Genomic DNA, 16,550 nt, shown 5'->3' on the forward strand with positions numbered 1-16,550 from the left:
AAAATTAAATGAAGGGGAAGCGTGCCGTAGGGGTCGTAGTCGCGTAAGCGACCGGAGTGCCCAGAGGTGCGGTAACCCCTTCACTCGCTGAGTTATCAATAGTTTTGTCATTCCCAAGTGGGCATCTCATTTAACTTAACGATGGTTTTTTAACTGATAAATCACCGTGCTACATTGATTTTTCCCCTCAGGACAACTCTTGCAACTGCCGGTTAGGCAGCCGCTATTATCTTGCTCAATGCGTTCAATCTTGCCCATCGCCGTCAACTTTTCCAGCATTGCCTCAACCAGAGGTAAAGGCATCGCTAATTGATGACTCAACTGGTTCGCATCAGCACTGCCGCTAAGGGCGATGGCATCGCGTAATTGCACCAGGCTTGCCACTTTTACCTCCTTGTTAATGACAGTCATTACCAGAACTTTGGCAACAACTGGCTGGCGCACTGTTTTGTAGCCTCACCGTGACCCGGCTACGAGCACGACGTAAACCAAACAGGATCAGCGCATTAATAATAATAACTAAGGCGATAATACCGAGGCTCTGCTGTGGGTGGTCACGGAAGGTAGCGGCTTGATAGAACAAGGTTGCCAGTGAGTACGCAACATTTAGCCCCCACAGTATTGAGAAGGTCATCCAGCCCCGGCTGGTTTCCCGCGCAATTGCCCCCATCACCGAGACACAAGGCACATACAACAAGACAAAAATCAGGTAGCTGTAGGCAGAGATACTGGAGCCGAACTTGCTGCTCATCATCCCCATCGAACCGGCTGCCATTTCGCCATCACCTTTGCTGGCCTCAATTGGGTTAGCTAACACACTGAGGCTGAAGGTATCTTTTAATCCCTGCCAGGTGGTATCAACTGCACCAGACAATTCACTCAATAAATTAAAGTTTTCAGCATCAAAAGGCTGGTTGTTAATTTGCTCAGCGGTGTAAAGGGTATTCAGTGTCCCCACCACCACTTCTTTCGCCATCGCGCCAGTCACTAACCCAACGGTCGCCTGCCAGTTATCCTCATGGATCCCCATCGGGGCCAGTAACGGAGTCAATACTTTACTGACAGAGGCCAGTGCTGAATCATTGATGCTATCCACCGCTTGACCACTAAAAGAAAAACTATTCAGGCCACCGATAAAAATACTGGCGATAACAATCACTTTCCCGGCGCGCAGAACAAAGCCTTTTAGCCGCTGCCAAGTTTGTAATAATAGGCTTTTGAGGTGTGGCACGTGGTAAACCGGTAACTCCATCACAAAGGGAGATGCTTCACCGCGCATGATGGTGTATTTCAGTACCAATCCAGTGAGGATGGCGACGGCAATACCTAACAAATAGAGAGAAAAGACGACACTGGCTCCATCCTGGCCGAAGAATGCGGCGGCAAATACAGCAAATATAGCCAGCCGTGCGCCACAGGACATAAACGGCGCCATCATGATGGTTATCAAACGCTCACGTTGAGCATCCAAAGTGCGTGCGCCCATAATTGAGGGCACATTGCAGCCGAAGCCGACAATCAGTGGCACAAAAGATTTACCCGGTAACCCCAGCGCCTGCATCAGCCGGTCCATAACAAAGGCGGCGCGGGCCATATAACCGGAGTCTTCCAAAAAGGAGAGGAACAGGTACATCATGCCAATTTGTGGCACCAGTGGTAGCACGGTGTTGATACCGCCGCCGACACCTTGAGCCAGGAAGATGGTTAGCCACTGTGGGAAATGTAGTGTATAGCCAACCCACTGTATCCCTTGAATAAAGATGGCAGCAGAGCCGATATCAAATATCGGTTGTAACGCCCCGCCGATATTAATGGCTAAGACGAACATTAAGTACATGACAAACAGGAAGATAGGCACACCTAACCAGCGATTCAGAATCACTTTATCAAGCACTTGGGTCAGGCGATTTGGCTCAGCTTGCTGTGAGTTACCGACGATATCGCAGATACGGGCAATGCTTTGATAGCGGGCATCGGCGATCACCAGTTCCGGGTCTTCATGCTGGTTTTGTCGCAGATTTTCACGGGCCAGATCCACGATAGAAGGGGAGATGCCAGCGCGAGCCAGGCTATAGATATCACCCTCTAATATTTGCAGTGCCAGCCAGCGGCGCTGCTGTACCGGCCAGGACTCAGGCATCGCCTGCACCAACTTATCCACTTCACTGAGTAGTACCGGCGGGTAGTTAACCAGCGCTTTGAAGGGAACAGGTTGAAGCTCATCAATGCTGTTTTTTAATTCATTGATACCCTGCCCCCGCGTAGAAACTAGCGGAATAACCGGGCAGCCTAACTGCTGAGAAAGTGCTTCGATATCAATATCAATGTGCTGACTTTTGGCAATATCCAGCATATTGAGGGCCACGACACAGGGGATACCTAACTCTATCAGTTGCAGTGTCAGATAGAGATTGCGCTCCAGATTGGCGGCATCTACCACGTTAATCAACAAGTCCGCTTCGCCGCTCAAAATATAGTGGCAAGCAATCTGCTCATCCAGCGAGGTTTGTTCAGAAATGGTGGTGAGTGAGTATGTTCCCGGCAGGTCAACCAAAGTCACCTGATGCTGTGCGGTACTGAAGTGGCCCTCTTTGCGCTCGACAGTGACCCCGGCCCAGTTACCTACCCGCTGGCGAGCTCCAGTTAACTGGTTGAAAAGGGTAGTTTTACCCGCATTGGGGTTGCCAATTAGGCCAATTGTGAGTGCTTTCATGATCCAACGTGATATCAGTAAATTAAAGTCAGCCTATGCAAGGTGGTTTTGATACATCACCTCACAGCCAGAATAAGAAGTTAATTTGAAATATTAGGGTTGCAGGTCTAGCGTCAGTAGGTCTAAATCTTTTTTACGCACCACCAGACTGACTCTGCGGGTTTCTATCTGAATGGGATCACCTAATGGCGCCAGGCGGACAACATTAAATGAAGAGCCGGGAAGCATACCCAGTGATAATAATTTTTGTCGGTAAGCCGGGCTAATTTCAGGTGAGAAACCAACAATTTTGTAGGAGCGCTGTGGGATCAGATGCATGTAAGCCTCTCGTTATAACGCATTAGCAAACCAGAGTTCAGAGAAATTCCACCACTAATAAATAATGATTAAAATAATAATAGTAAGAATCGTTTTCATATTCAACTCAGGTTAAACACTCAAAAGTAAATATTCATTACGATTTCATTTTTAAAATTAATGAGTCTGATTTCTATTTGCGCTTGTTTTACCACCAAATTAGCACGATCGCAAATGCGAACGATGAGTTAAATCAGTTAATCGAATGTTTCTATAAGCTGCTGTCCACAATAAGAAATACTGATGATTAACATAATCACTTCACTATGATTTGAATCAAATAACATTCATATTTTAATTAACACATGGAATGTTATCGTAATTATTTATAAATTAAGTGTAATAACGGACTACATTAAACTTCATGTTAAATATGATGTTAAATCAGTTAAGTCTACGTCTGATTTAGTGTGATAGAACCCCGAAAAAAAGAATTGCATGCTAATTAATTTAAAAGATAACGCTGCGATCTTATAGAAGAAAAAAATATGAGAAGTGGTACTCAATATGGCGTTAAGGATGAGTCTGAACTTACAAATTCGATGAAATAAGAACAATGAAAAAGGGCCACAGAATCTGGCCCTTCACTTGAGATATCAGCGTTTTTTAAATGCCGCCGCCAGCGCGTCACTCATGGCGCTGTTGTTGCTACTGGAATGGTTGCCGCCAGCGCGCCCTTTAGCGGGTGGGCGACTATTGGATTCATTGCTATTACGCGGCCGACTGGCACCACGATTGTCATTATTGGTATTAGCGCGGTTCTCACCACCATTACCACGACGTGAACCACTTTCACCCGGCTGTTCATCAAGCCGCATACTCAGAGCAATACGTTTGCGCTGTAAATCCACTTCCATGACTTTAACTTTGACGATATCACCGGCTTTCACCACTTTATGCGGGTCATCGACAAACTTGTCTGCCAGTGAGGAGATGTGCACTAAACCATCCTGATGGACACCGATATCGACAAACGCGCCAAAGTTGGTCACGTTAGTCACTGAGCCTTCGAGGATCATCCCCGGTGTCAGGTCATTCAGTGTTTCCACGCCTTCGGCAAAGGTCGCGGTTTTAAATTCAGGACGCGGATCTCGGCCCGGTTTTTCCAACTCGCGCAGGATGTCTGTGACGGTCGGCACGCCAAATTTCTCGGTGGTGAAATCGCGGGCGTTGAGGCTACGTAATGCTGTGGCATTGCCCATTAAGTCCTGCAATGCTTGCTCGGTAGCTGCCAAAATACGCTCGACCACCGGATAGGCTTCCGGATGCACCGTTGAAGCATCCAGCGGGTTATCCCCGTGGTTAATACGCAAGAAACCGGCGCACTGTTCGAAAGCTTTTGGCCCTAAGCGGCTGACTTTCAGCAATTGCTCGCGGTTATGGAAGCGCCCATTTTCATCACGCCAGTTCACAATATTCTGCGCCATCATGCGGGTCAGGCCAGCCACACGGGTCAGTAATGGTACTGACGCGGTGTTCAAGTCCACACCCACGGCGTTTACGCAGTCTTCTACTACCGCATCCAGCTTTTTCGCCAGTTGGCTTTGGCTGACGTCATGCTGATACTGACCAACCCCGATAGATTTCGGGTCGATTTTAACCAGTTCAGCCAACGGGTCTTGCAACCGGCGGGCAATAGAAACCGCGCCACGGATGGAAACATCCAGATCAGGGAATTCCAGTGCGGCCAGCTCTGAGGCCGAATACACCGAAGCGCCAGCCTCACTAACGATGACTTTTTGCGCCGTCACCGCCGGATACTGCTGTTGCAGCTCGGTAAAGAAGCGCTCGGTTTCCCGTGATGCAGTGCCGTTACCAATCGCTACCAGTTCAACCTGATGTTTGATGCACAGGGCAGCCACCACGGCAGCGGCTTTAGCCGCCTGCCCGGTATGAGGGTAGATGGTATCGTAGGCAACCAGCTTACCGGTAGCATCAACCACCGCCACTTTCACCCCAGTACGCAGACCTGGATCGAGGCCCATAGTGGCGCGCATCCCTGCCGGAGCGGCCATCAGCAAATCTTGCATGTTACGAGCGAATACATTGATAGCTTCGTCTTCTGCCCGTTCACGCAGGGTGCTCATCAGCTCGGTTTCAAGATGCATCAGCACCTTAATACGCCATGTCCAGTTGATCACGGCTTTGCGCCAGTTATCAGCCGGTGCATTATTCAGGCGCAAATCCAGATGGTTGATAATGATCTGCTCGCCCTGACTTTCACGCGGAGGTTCATCAAACTGTGGAGCGGGGTTCAGCGCCAGTTGCAACACCCCTTCATTACGGCCACGGAACATCGCCAGTGCGCGGTGAGAAGGGACTTGGGCGATAGGTTCGTGGTGATCGAAGTAATCGCGGAATTTAGCACCTTCCTGCTCTTTGCCTTCCACCACTTTTGCTACCAAATGGGCGTTTTTCCACAAGTATTGGCGCACTTTCGCCAGCAAAGTGGCATCTTCCGCAAAACGCTCCATCAGGATATAGCGCGCCCCATCCAGTGCCGCTTTGGTGTCTGCCACGCCTTTATCGGCGTCGACATAAGCGAGGGCGACCTGTTCCGGATCTTGCTGTGGGTCATTCCATAGGCTGTCTGCCAAGGGTTCCAGACCAGCTTCAATCGCAATCTGCCCGCGGGTACGGCGCTTTGGCTTATAAGGAAGATATAAATCTTCCAGCTCAGTCTTACTCATCGTGCCGTTAATGGCACTGGCCAGCTGCTCGGTGAGCTTACCCTGATCTTCGATTGATTTAAGAATGGTTTGGCGTCTGTCTTCAAGTTCGCGCAGATAACCCAAACGGCTTTCCAACTGGCGCAGCTGGGTATCATCCAACCCGCCGGTAACTTCCTTACGATACCGTGAAATAAAGGGTACGGTATTACCTTCATCCAGCAGGCTTATCGCGGCAATAACTTGCTCTGGCCGCGCCTGTATTTCGCTTGCAATAATGCTGCTCAGTTGTTCATTCATAAGTCTGATATCAATTTTGATAGTGAGTAGGAAAAACGGCAGAAGATAGTTATACGGATTGCCCGGATAAATTGCCAGTAGAGTGGTCGCTGAGCTTGAGCTAACGTGAACTTATCGGTAAAAGGTTAAGGTATATACCCGTCATACTTCAAGCTGCATGTGCGTTGGCTGCCTTCGTTCACCCGAATCATTGACTGGTGTCAACTCATCGGGACTCACTCAGTTGCCGCCTTCCTGCAACTCGAATTATTTAAGGTATAGTAGTGGCATTTCTGCCAAAGGAATAAGTGGATAACGGTATGGCGAAAAGTAACTATATTACCCGCGAAGGCTGGCAGGCACTGGATCGTGAGCTGCATTATCTATGGCGAGAAGAGCGGCCAGTAGTCACTCAGGCGGTGTCTGAAGCCGCGGCTATGGGTGATCGTTCGGAAAATGCCGAATATATCTACGGTAAGAAGCGCCTGCGGGAAATTGATCGTCGGGTACGCTTTCTGACCAAACGCCTTGAAGTGTTGAAAATTGTTGATCCCGATCCGCGCCAGGAAGGGAAAGTCTATTTTGGTGCTTGGGTTCGGGTCGAAAATGAATCAGGAGAACAGCGCATCTTCCGCTTGGTGGGGCCAGATGAGTTCGATCCGGCGAAAAAATGGATTTCTATCGATTCACCGGTGGCCCGAGCCTTGATAGGTAAACAGGTCGATGATGAGGTGACGGTTCAAACACCAAATGGTGAGGCGACTTACTGGATTTTAGAGATTCGCTACCGCCCATTTGATGAAAGTGTTGATAATTAAGCCTGACAATAAGCTTTGTAACAATTTCGACTAGAATGTATACCATAAATAGCTGTCTGTTAGAGTGAGTTTTTCTAACAATGTGCAGATTCAGGCAATACGGCCTTTGGGAGTAATAAAATGCAAGAGAATCACAAGATTCTGGTCGTTGATGACGATATGCGCCTACGCGCGCTATTGGAACGTTACCTGACAGAACAAGGTTTCCAGGTGCGCAGTGTTGCCAATGCGGAACAGATGGATCGCTTGCTGACTCGTGAGTCCTTCCACCTGATGGTGCTCGACCTGATGTTACCGGGGGAAGATGGCCTGTCTATCTGCCGCCGCCTGCGCAGTCAAAGCAACCCAATGCCGATCATTATGGTGACGGCCAAGGGTGAAGAAGTTGACCGTATCGTCGGGCTGGAAATTGGTGCCGATGACTATATTCCAAAGCCATTTAACCCACGCGAACTGCTGGCTCGTATCCGCGCGGTGCTACGCCGTCAGGCCAACGAACTTCCAGGTGCCCCTTCACAAGAAGAAGCGGTGATTGCATTTGGTAAGTTCAAATTGAACCTGGGTACCCGCGAGATGTTCCGTGAAGATGAACCTATGCCACTGACCAGCGGTGAGTTTGCGGTGCTGAAAGCTTTAGTCAGTCACCCGCGTGAGCCATTGTCTCGCGATAAACTGATGAATTTGGCTCGTGGCCGTGAATACAGTGCAATGGAACGTTCTATCGACGTACAGATTTCACGTTTGCGCCGCATGGTAGAAGAAGATCCAGCTCATCCACGCTATATCCAAACTGTATGGGGCTTGGGCTACGTATTTGTGCCGGACGGCAGTAAAGCATGAGGCGATGGCGCTTTTCTCCACGTAGCTCATTTGCCCGAACCTTATTACTGATTGTGACTTTGCTGTTTGTCAGCCTGGTCACGACGTATCTGGTGGTACTGAATTTCGCCATTTTGCCTAGTTTGCAGCAGTTTAATAAAGTATTGGCATATGAAGTCCGTATGCTGATGACTGATCGGCTGCAACTGGAAGATGGCACGCTACTTGAAGTCCCGCCAGCGTTTCGGCGTGAGATTTACCGTGAATTGGGGATTTCGCTTTATACCAATGCCGCGGCAGAGGAAAGTGGCCTGCGTTGGGCACAGCATTACAAGTTTCTTAGTGATCAAATGGCCCAGCAATTAGGTGGGCCAACCGATGTTCGGGTCGAAGTGAATAAAAACTCGCCCGTTGTCTGGTTGAAAACGTGGTTATCGCCAGATATTTGGGTGAGGGTGCCATTAACCGAGATCCATCAGGGCGATTTCTCGCCGCTGTTCCGTTATACCTTGGCCATCATGTTACTGGCAGTTGGCGGTGCCTGGCTGTTTATCCGTATTCAGAATCGACCCTTGGTTGAACTGGAACATGCGGCTTTGCAGGTCGGTAAGGGAATCATTCCGCCACCGCTGCGCGAATATGGTGCTTCTGAGGTCCGTTCTGTCACCCGGGCATTTAACCAAATGGCGGCTGGCGTGAAGTTGCTGGCTGATGACCGTACCTTGTTAATGGCGGGGGTCAGTCATGACTTGCGTACGCCATTGACCCGTATCCGTTTGGCGACAGAAATGATGAGTGAAGCCGACGGATATTTGTCTGAGTCAATCAATAAGGACATTGAAGAGTGTAATGCCATTATCGAGCAGTTTATTGATTATCTGCGCACTGGGCAGGAGATGCCGACCGAACCGAGCGATCTTAATGCGGTATTGGGTGAAGTGATTGCTGCTGAAAGTGGCTATGAACGAGTGATTGAAACGGATTTATGTGAAGGCGAAGTGATGGTAGATATTCATCCATTATCGATCAAGCGCGCCTTGGCAAATATGGTGGTGAATGCTGCTCGTTACGGCAATGGTTGGATAAAAGTGAGCAGTGGCACAGAGCTACAGCGGGCTTGGTTCCAGGTGGAAGATGATGGACCGGGTATTAAGCCGGAAGATTTGAAGCATTTGTTCCAGCCTTTTGTCCGTGGCGATAGTGCCCGTAGTACCAGTGGCACCGGGTTAGGGTTGGCCATTGTGCAGCGAATTATTGATGCGCACGCCGGTTCGTTGGATATCGGTACCAGCGAGCGAGGTGGATTACGGATTCGGGCCTATATCCCGTTGCCGTTGGATGTTAAGCCTAAGCCACCAGCAGTAGTGTGATCTGATTTGGTTGTTGAATATTAATTGTTCAGTGAGCACCGAACAAACAACAACCGAACCTGATAACTAAACCACCAAGCCAGATTTAATCTATTCTTGATTTGCGAAAAACAAAAAGGGACACAAATGTGCCCCTTTTATCATCTTACAAAACCAAATCTAAATCAGATCTTTGGCCCTGCGCTAACCAACGCAGCCCCTGCTGGGGTATCGGTATACTTATCGAAGTTAGTGGTAAAACGCTTCGCCAAATCTTCGGCTTTCTCCTGCCACTGCGCGACATCCGCGTAAGTATCGCGCGGGTCGAGGATTGCGGGGTCTACGCCCGGTAATGCCATCGGAACGGCCAAATCGAAGATTGGCAGGGTAAAGGTTTCAGCTTTATCAATTTCACCATTCAGAATGGCGTCAATGATGGCTCGGGTATCTTTGATGGAAATACGTTTGCCGGTGCCATTCCAGCCAGTGTTGACCAGATAAGCTTGAGCGCCCACCGCTTGCATACGTTTAACCAATACTTCTGCATATTGTGTTGGATGCAGTGACAAGAATGCGGCACCAAAACAAGCAGAGAAGGTTGGTGTTGGCTCAGTGACACCGCGCTCAGTACCCGCCAGTTTGGCTGTAAAGCCAGACAGGAAGTGATACTGGGTTTGATTTGCCGTCAGGCGAGATACCGGCGGTAATACGCCAAAGGCATCGGCAGTCAGGAAAATAACCTTGGTGGCATGACCTGCTTTAGAGACTGGCTTAACAATATTTTCAATGTGGTAGATAGGGTAAGAAACACGGGTGTTTTCAGTTTTGGAACCGTCATTGAAATCAACAGTACCATCTGGTAGCACTACCACATTCTCCAGCAATGCATCACGCTTAATCGCATGATAAATATCGGGTTCTGCTTCTTCAGATAACTTGATGGTTTTGGCGTAGCAGCCACCTTCAAAGTTAAATACGCCGTCATCATCCCAACCATGTTCATCATCGCCGATCAACTTGCGTTTCGGGTCAGTGGACAGGGTGGTTTTACCGGTACCGGACAAGCCGAAGAAGATAGCCACATCGCCTTTTTCACCGACGTTAGCCGAGCAGTGCATGGAAGCAATGCCTTTCAGTGGCAACAGGTAGTTCATCATTGAGAACATACCTTTCTTCATTTCACCGCCATACCATGTGCCGCCAATCAGCTGCATACGTTCTGTCAGGTTAAAGGCCACAAAGTTCTCTGAATTCAGACCTTGCTCTTTCCAGTTCGGGTTAGTGCATTTAGCGCCATTCATGACGATAAAATCAGGCTCGAAATGGGCCAATTCTTCATCAGTTGGGCGGATAAACATGTTTTTAACGAAATGCGCTTGCCAGGCCACTTCAGTAACAAAGCGAACTTGCAGACGGGTATCGGCATTAGCACCGCAGAATGTGTCAACAACAAACAGGCGCTTCCCAGACAGTTGATTAGTGACCAACCCTTTCAGGTGAGTCCAAGTCTCTTGGCTTAGCGGTTTATTATCATTCTTGCCTTTGCCCTGATCGGCCCACCACACGGTATCCTGAGTGATAGCATCACGGACAATATATTTATCTTTTGGTGAGCGGCCGGTAAAGATACCGGTGTCTACCGCAATTGCTCCTGTGTTGGTGAGGGTTCCGCGCTCGTATCCTTCGAGTGTGGGTTTAGTCTCTTCCTGGAACAGTAAATCATAGCTTGGGTTGTAAACAATCTCGCTGACGTTATGGATGCCATAGGCGGCGAGCTCCTGCGGGGTAATTCCTTTAACACTCATGTCATAACTCCTGGATCGTCAATTTTCTACCAGCGATTGTAATTACTCATCCCCGATTAACAGCGATAGCGTTCAAATATTTCAATATATGACCTACTTTTCGCTAGGTTATGAGAGATAGGACACGGATTGTCGCAAGTATGAAACGGCAGAAGAAATGGCTGGGCACGAGTCAGCACCCAACCAAGTATTACGAGAATTAATGAATTTGTTCTGATGAAGGGCTGTTACCGCTTTTTAATGTGGCAATATCGACCGCATCAAACAGGTAGTGAGTACCGCAATACTCGCAATTCATATCAATATTGCCATCTTGTTCCAGCATCTCTTTGACGTCATCTTCGGATAGCGTCACTAATGCATCGGCGCAACGTTCGCGAGAACAGGTACAGCGGAAACTGACATTTTGTGGTTCGTAAAGTGTCACTTCTTCCTGATGATATAAACGATACAGCACCTCATTGGCCGGCAGGGTGAATAGCTCCTCAGCTTTGATGGTGGTAGTAAGCCGTGCGAGATGATCAAATTCATCTTCATTACGCTCCTGTGCGGGTAGAACTTGCAACAGCATACCGCCTGCGGCAGGTTTACCTTCCACATTACCGGTGCGGATAAACAGGCGGGTAGGTAACTGTTCTGACTGCATAAAGTAATTTTCCAGGCAGGCGGCGATAGTCTCACCTTCCAATGCCACTACACCTTGATAGCGCTCACCCTGTGCCGGTGTGATGGTTATGACCAGATAGCCACTGTTGCCCATCATCTCTTGCAGCGTACTTTCATCACTGATTTCACCTTTAAAGCGGGCGACACCGCGCATTTCTTGCTGGTTATTGCCGTTAATCACTGCCAGTGAGAGTGGGCCTTCCCCACCTTGCAATTGCACCGTGATATCACCGTCAAATTTGAGGGTCGCGGTCAGCAGACTGGTCGCGACCAACATTTCACCTAACAGTTTTTGTACCGCAGGAGGGTAGTCATGATTAGCGAGCATCTGTTGGTAGGTTTCATTGACTGAAACCAGTTCACCGCGCACAGCATGGTTAGCGAACAGGTAGCGTTGCAGTTGATCATGATTAGAGTGATCGTGATTAGATTGATCGTGATTAGACATAGGTTTCTCTCTTTCTGGCTGCAAGCAGTTTACTCAGGCTCGCCTTGTTTAAATTTGATTAGATTGCGACGCTCTTTTTTATCCGGTCGCCGATCCGGATGTGGCATGGTCAGAGCATTGAGTTTACGTGCTTGTGCCACTTTCTCGCGGTTAGCAATGCTGGCCTCAGTTTCTTCATACAATGCCTGCGCTTCACTTGCGCCTCTGCGTTGGTGGTGTAGCGCCAAGACCCGTACTGTGCGCTCATCGTTACCTTGGCGCAGACGAATTTCGGCATTGATTTCAACCAGCTTACTCGGTTTACCACGCTGCCCGTTGTAATGGACTTTGCCGCCATCCACCATTTCTCGCGCTATTGCTCTGGTTTTGTAAAACCGGGCGGCCCAAAGCCATTTATCTAGCCGAACCGATTCGTCCGAGACTGCTTTCTCTTTCATGAATACTCCCAGCCGTCATGCTCATTTATTCCGACATTACTTGCGTAACTCTAATGCAGGCAATAGCTTACGGTAGTCATTGATTGCAGGGTGGCTGTGAAATGCTTTATCAGCACAGCTGGAGTCAGGGTTTTCTATTCCCAGACAGTAGCGGATACCAAAGGTGCGCGCAGCATCCAGAATCTTCTCACTGTCATCGACAAATAAGGTTCTGGCAGGATTCAGCCCGGTATACTGCGTGACAGCTTGCCACAGTCGTTGATCTTCCTTTGGATAACCAAATGTATGGGTAGAAAGTAATAAATCAAGGTGCTGGTCGAGAGCGGTGTGCTCAATTTTTACCGCCAGACTGTGCGGATGGGCATTGGTGAGTAAAATAGTTTGTAAGCCGCGCTCACGTAAACTGGCTAAAAAGGGCTGGGTATCCTGGCGCAACCGCACGCGATTGCCTGCTTGCGTAGTCATCGCGTAGATATCCAAATCTAGCCGCTCGCTCCAATAATCGAAGCAATACCAATTTAGTGTGTGCTGCACTGCCAGATATTCATCATGGATAATTTTATGCGCCTGCTCCAGAGATATCCCTCGGCGTTGGCTGAGTGTTTCCGGTACCTGCTTGAGCCAGAAATGGCTGTCGAACTCTAAATCGAGCAGAGTGCCATCCATATCCAACAGCACGGTATCAATTTCTTGCCAATTCAATTCAGGGGGCATCGCGACTCCACATTAGCTGTATTCACCCGTCATACTTCAAGCTGCATGTGCGTTGGCTGCATTCAATCACCCCAGTCACTTACTTGTGTAAGCTCTTGGGGATTCACTCAATTGCCGCCTTCCTGCAACTCGAATTATTTAGGGCGTAAATAAGACTAATGATAAACGAAAAAGGGCTAACGTAGGAAAGGCGCTGGAGTGAGGGGTTGGTTGAAGCAATTATCATAATAGCGTTGAATATTATCCATGCGACTACGGTTTTTCAGGACGCGCCGAATAAATAAGGTGGTATTCACCACTAAACACACAATCAGAACCAGCAGCAGCAGGCTGGTGCCCAAATAACGACCGAGTGTCACGATATCCGGTTCGCTGTGTAATGCAATATGGCGAGTTCCATTGGCATCGGTGGTGATATTGGTAATGATACCTTCAGCCTTAAATGGGGTATTGAGTAGCAGCCCAGAGAGCCGCTGCAATTCGCGCCACTGCTCCAACGCACTGTAATCGAACAGAGGAACCGAGGGCGCAGGGTGATTGACTAACTGTTTCCCCTCATCGCTGGTAATCAGGAACCCACCCGGTGGAGGGCTGTTCAAAGCCTCTGTCGCCAGATGTGTTTCACGGTAAACAAATGATGAGGTTGCCGTTTTAACCAGATTTTCCAGAGTGTCGGCGCTGACCGGGCGTAACAGCACATTCATGCCTTTTAAGGTGCCTGACTGTGCTCGTTTCACCAGCCCTGACCAATTCTTGGCATTCCCCAAATTCACCAAAGCATTTTTCAGGCGAATACAATCAGCATCACCACCACATAATGCCTGGGTTTTTAAGACGATATCCGCAAAATTATCCAGCAAAATCATACCGGACTTTTCAATAGCGGTTGCCAGTTGTGGGTTAACGTTAGCATCCGAACCTTGGGGGTGTAGCTGTTGATTCACGGTAGCCACCAGCGATGCTGCTTTTTCAATGACCTCAGATTCAGGTTGCGGTAATGGCGCTGCGTTATTCCAATAGATACCGGAGCAATCAAAAGGTGTGAAAACAAAACTGTGCGAGTTTTGAGTATTCGGCGGGACATAACACATCCCCATTCCCTGTGCTTTCAGCATATCGCCAATACGGAGCGGCATTTTTTCTAATGCTTCAACGCTGGTCACCTGCTGGCTTTGCGCACCTTGCAACCAGGCGACACTCAATTTTAGTGGCAGCCCCAGTGGCACATAGATCAGTAATAACGCCATCACCAACAGCGATCCGGCCATTAATGTCAGGTTTTTCCCCCAGCGTTGTAGGGGAAAGTGCTTCATTTCATCATGCAGGGACAAAAACGGCCCCTGACGTACAACCTGACGATTGAGGTAGATATCAATATTGGTTTTTTTGCCCAAATCATGAGCAAAATAGGGGCCCCAATGTGCCGGATAGATCAGATCGACAATCCCGAGCGAGATATTATTCATCTGCCCCTGATTTGACTCACCGAACAGGCCCCAGCGCTTTGGTGTGCCACTTAGGCAATGAACTTCCCGCAAATCTTTTTCAGATAGTGGGCGGAACATATTCCAGCATGCCCAGCCAGTCAGTGTTGCCGCCACAATAATCAGCCAGGGCAGTGTTACCGCAGGGCCAGTCAGTGCAAAGAACAGTAACAGCAATGCCAAACAAATGGCCCCAGCTTCTTTCAAGCCGTTAGTACCATGCAGGGCATATTCTTCCGGAGTTTCCTTGCGGATATTCAGTAGCTCAATATGTTCGCTATCCGCCTTGCGGATTGACGCGTTTTGCGCCACAGAAGATAAAATAGGCTGGTAAGTGTTCTCTGACTGATGATTTTTCAGCGTATGCCCGTTGAGGGAAATAACCAAAGGGATCGTTTGGGTTTGGATAAGTTCGACGTCATTATCCTGAGTAATATATTGTTCCCATGAAGCTGGTAGGTGAACTTCAATAGAATCAAGATAATAGCGCCATTTATTCGGTTCGTCAGTTGCCACGCCATAGCGGGTAATCGCGCGGGTTACCGCATAAACATTGTCACTTTGAGGTGTTAAAATTAGTTTCGCGGGCGAAGACACACTGTTTGTCAGGGTTCGGGTATCAAACGTTGACTGGGGTTTAAACCCTATTTTGTCTTGTTGGTTTAGCAGGTAGTTTTCAATGTTGACCCGCTCTTCCGGTGTCAGTTTTCGATGCGTGGGTTGCGCGAACGGCAGTGTTGCAGTTACGGGGATAGGTCGGCGGAATCGGAACCACCACAACAAACCCACTGTGATCAGACTGGTCAACAGTAAGGCCAATATTAAGACTATTGTGCTCATCCCATCCCCATCCGAGCGCCCCTGACTTACGTCAACTCTATGAAATAATGCATCATACCCAACATGCGGCAAACTGCATGTGCGTTGGCTGCTTTTATTTGCCGCCTTGCTGCAGCTTGAATTATTTAGGGTACATATTACGCATAAACACAGTACAGAGGCATATAACAGCGTTATTCATCAAATAACCTAATACAAGTGCTCTTAAACTGCCCGTAGACTGATAAGGATAGCAAGGCTAAAACATCGGTAATATCAGCATAATCCTATTTTCAAACACAAGTTTTAACTGATATTGCGCAGATATAGGATGATAATTAACCGGTTGAATCTTGACTAAACTCGCCGCCATGTTAAAAACAGGTAAATTATATCTAACTGACATTGCGATAAAGGTTCTCATTAACGCACAATGTGATCAAGTTCTAATAAAATCCAGTATAAAGAGTCGGGTTAATCCGCATAGGTAAAAAGTGGCTTATTAAGTAACCATATTATGGGCCTGACTACCCCGATGTGCGTCCGACCGGCGGCGAGTTTTAATTTGGGGCCATTATGAAACACCTGCAAAAACCTAAAATACATAAAATAGAAACGATTGCCCGCTCCCGCTTGTTTACTGTTGAAGCGGTGAGTTTGGAGTTCAGCAATGGTGTACAACGTGTTTATGAGCGTATGCGCCCATCGAATCGCGAAGCCGTTATGATTGTGCCAATCATTGGTAATGACTTACTGCTGATCCGCGAATATGCCGTGGGTATCGAAGAGTATGAATTGGGCTTCCCTAAAGGACTCATTGATCCCGGAGAGGGCGTATTAGACGCTGCTAATCGTGAATTGATGGAGGAAGTTGGATTTGGCGCTGAGCGTTTTGATTACCTTAGTAAGCTGACGATGGCCCCCTCCTACTTCTCGAGCAAAATGAACATTGTTGTCGCGCAAAACCTCTATCCGCAAAGTCTGGAAGGTGATGAGCCAGAACCACTGCCACAAGTGCGCTGGCCGATTGCGAATATGATGGCACTGCTTGATGAACCCGGTTTTTGCGAAGCCCGCAATGTCAGCGCACTGTTTTTGGCCCAGGCATTTCTGACTAAAGCGGGTATCGCTTAATATTGAGCTGCTCTAATAAAAAAGCCGGGTGATCTTGCG

The 16,550-nt window shown here is 48.4% G+C and carries 13 protein-coding genes; 4 read left to right on the top strand and 9 right to left on the bottom strand.

Annotated elements, in window-relative coordinates; genetic code table 11:
* Positions 1–135 precede the first annotated feature (135 nt).
* From QSV56_RS13530 to QSV56_RS13545, 4 genes are all read right to left on the bottom strand, one after another.
* Positions 136–384, bottom strand: a complete 249-nt coding sequence (locus QSV56_RS13530) for a FeoC-like transcriptional regulator (RefSeq protein ID WP_005174747.1) — start codon at positions 382–384, stop codon at positions 136–138.
* A 13-nt stretch (positions 385–397) separates the two neighbouring features.
* Entirely contained in the window at positions 398–2,713 is a 2,316-nt protein-coding gene (feoB, locus tag QSV56_RS13535; RefSeq protein ID WP_019081548.1) for a Fe(2+) transporter permease subunit FeoB, read from the bottom strand.
* A gap of 93 nt (positions 2,714–2,806) precedes the next feature.
* A complete protein-coding gene (gene feoA, locus QSV56_RS13540; protein WP_004702177.1) occupies positions 2,807–3,031 on the bottom strand; it encodes a ferrous iron transporter A in 225 nt (74 codons plus the stop codon).
* A gap of 635 nt (positions 3,032–3,666) precedes the next feature.
* Positions 3,667–6,039, bottom strand: a complete 2,373-nt coding sequence (locus QSV56_RS13545) for a Tex family protein (protein WP_301212743.1) — start codon at positions 6,037–6,039, stop codon at positions 3,667–3,669.
* A 299-nt stretch (positions 6,040–6,338) separates the two neighbouring features.
* Here QSV56_RS13545 and greB point away from each other — a divergent pair, with 299 nt between their 5' ends.
* The 3 genes from greB to envZ all read left to right on the top strand — a co-directional run bounded on the left by greB (position 6,339) and on the right by envZ (position 9,025).
* Positions 6,339–6,836: a transcription elongation factor GreB gene (gene greB, locus QSV56_RS13550; RefSeq protein ID WP_026018070.1), complete on the top strand. Its 498-nt coding sequence runs from the start codon at positions 6,339–6,341 to the stop codon at positions 6,834–6,836.
* A gap of 120 nt (positions 6,837–6,956) precedes the next feature.
* The gene (gene ompR / locus QSV56_RS13555) at positions 6,957–7,676 is read left to right on the top strand and encodes a two-component system response regulator OmpR (RefSeq protein ID WP_004709363.1); all 720 of its coding nucleotides are present in this window, start codon (positions 6,957–6,959) and stop codon (positions 7,674–7,676) included.
* Entirely contained in the window at positions 7,673–9,025 is a 1,353-nt protein-coding gene (envZ, locus tag QSV56_RS13560; RefSeq protein ID WP_005159658.1) for a two-component system sensor histidine kinase EnvZ, read from the top strand. The genes ompR and envZ overlap by 4 nt, the downstream gene beginning before the upstream one ends.
* A 164-nt stretch (positions 9,026–9,189) precedes the next feature.
* Here the strand turns inward: envZ and pckA are convergent, their stop codons facing one another.
* From pckA to QSV56_RS13585, 5 genes are all read right to left on the bottom strand, one after another.
* Positions 9,190–10,809: a phosphoenolpyruvate carboxykinase (ATP) gene (gene pckA, locus QSV56_RS13565; protein WP_005159660.1), complete on the bottom strand. Its 1,620-nt coding sequence runs from the start codon at positions 10,807–10,809 to the stop codon at positions 9,190–9,192.
* 199 nt (positions 10,810–11,008) lie between these two features.
* Positions 11,009–11,923 (bottom strand): Hsp33 family molecular chaperone HslO, encoded by a 915-nt coding sequence (hslO, locus tag QSV56_RS13570; protein ID WP_301212748.1) that lies wholly within the window; start codon positions 11,921–11,923, stop codon positions 11,009–11,011.
* A gap of 29 nt (positions 11,924–11,952) precedes the next feature.
* Positions 11,953–12,360 (bottom strand): ribosome-associated heat shock protein Hsp15, encoded by a 408-nt coding sequence (gene hslR / locus QSV56_RS13575; RefSeq protein WP_005159667.1) that lies wholly within the window; start codon positions 12,358–12,360, stop codon positions 11,953–11,955.
* A gap of 36 nt (positions 12,361–12,396) precedes the next feature.
* Positions 12,397–13,074, bottom strand: coding sequence for a GMP/IMP nucleotidase (gene yrfG, locus QSV56_RS13580; protein WP_301212750.1), 678 nt, complete (start codon positions 13,072–13,074; stop codon positions 12,397–12,399).
* 176 nt (positions 13,075–13,250) lie between these two features.
* Complete coding sequence (locus QSV56_RS13585; protein ID WP_050335372.1) at positions 13,251–15,398, bottom strand: intracellular growth attenuator family protein; 2,148 nt, start codon at positions 15,396–15,398, stop codon at positions 13,251–13,253.
* Between the two features lie 555 nt (positions 15,399–15,953).
* Between QSV56_RS13585 and nudE the strand changes: the two genes are divergently transcribed.
* Positions 15,954–16,511, top strand: coding sequence for an ADP compounds hydrolase NudE (gene nudE, locus QSV56_RS13590; protein ID WP_019081543.1), 558 nt, complete (start codon positions 15,954–15,956; stop codon positions 16,509–16,511).
* Positions 16,512–16,550: the final 39 nt, after the last annotated feature.

Source organism: Yersinia sp. 22-579, assembly GCF_030433455.1.
Lineage (GTDB): Bacteria > Pseudomonadota > Gammaproteobacteria > Enterobacterales > Enterobacteriaceae > Yersinia > Yersinia enterocolitica.

Coding starts and splice junctions, on each gene's coding strand:
- hslR (WP_005159667.1), bottom strand. CDS start 12,360: ATGAAAGAGAAAGCAGTCTCGGACGAATCGGTTCGGCTAGATAAATGG.
- hslO (WP_301212748.1), bottom strand. CDS start 11,923: ATGTCTAATCACGATCAATCTAATCACGATCACTCTAATCATGATCAA.
- QSV56_RS13585 (WP_050335372.1), bottom strand. CDS start 15,398: ATGAGCACAATAGTCTTAATATTGGCCTTACTGTTGACCAGTCTGATC.
- QSV56_RS13545 (WP_301212743.1), bottom strand. CDS start 6,039: ATGAATGAACAACTGAGCAGCATTATTGCAAGCGAAATACAGGCGCGG.
- feoB (WP_019081548.1), bottom strand. CDS start 2,713: ATGAAAGCACTCACAATTGGCCTAATTGGCAACCCCAATGCGGGTAAA.
- ompR (WP_004709363.1), top strand. CDS start 6,957: ATGCAAGAGAATCACAAGATTCTGGTCGTTGATGACGATATGCGCCTA.
- feoA (WP_004702177.1), bottom strand. CDS start 3,031: ATGCATCTGATCCCACAGCGCTCCTACAAAATTGTTGGTTTCTCACCT.
- pckA (WP_005159660.1), bottom strand. CDS start 10,809: ATGAGTGTTAAAGGAATTACCCCGCAGGAGCTCGCCGCCTATGGCATC.
- nudE (WP_019081543.1), top strand. CDS start 15,954: ATGAAACACCTGCAAAAACCTAAAATACATAAAATAGAAACGATTGCC.
- yrfG (WP_301212750.1), bottom strand. CDS start 13,074: ATGCCCCCTGAATTGAATTGGCAAGAAATTGATACCGTGCTGTTGGAT.
- greB (WP_026018070.1), top strand. CDS start 6,339: ATGGCGAAAAGTAACTATATTACCCGCGAAGGCTGGCAGGCACTGGAT.
- envZ (WP_005159658.1), top strand. CDS start 7,673: ATGAGGCGATGGCGCTTTTCTCCACGTAGCTCATTTGCCCGAACCTTA.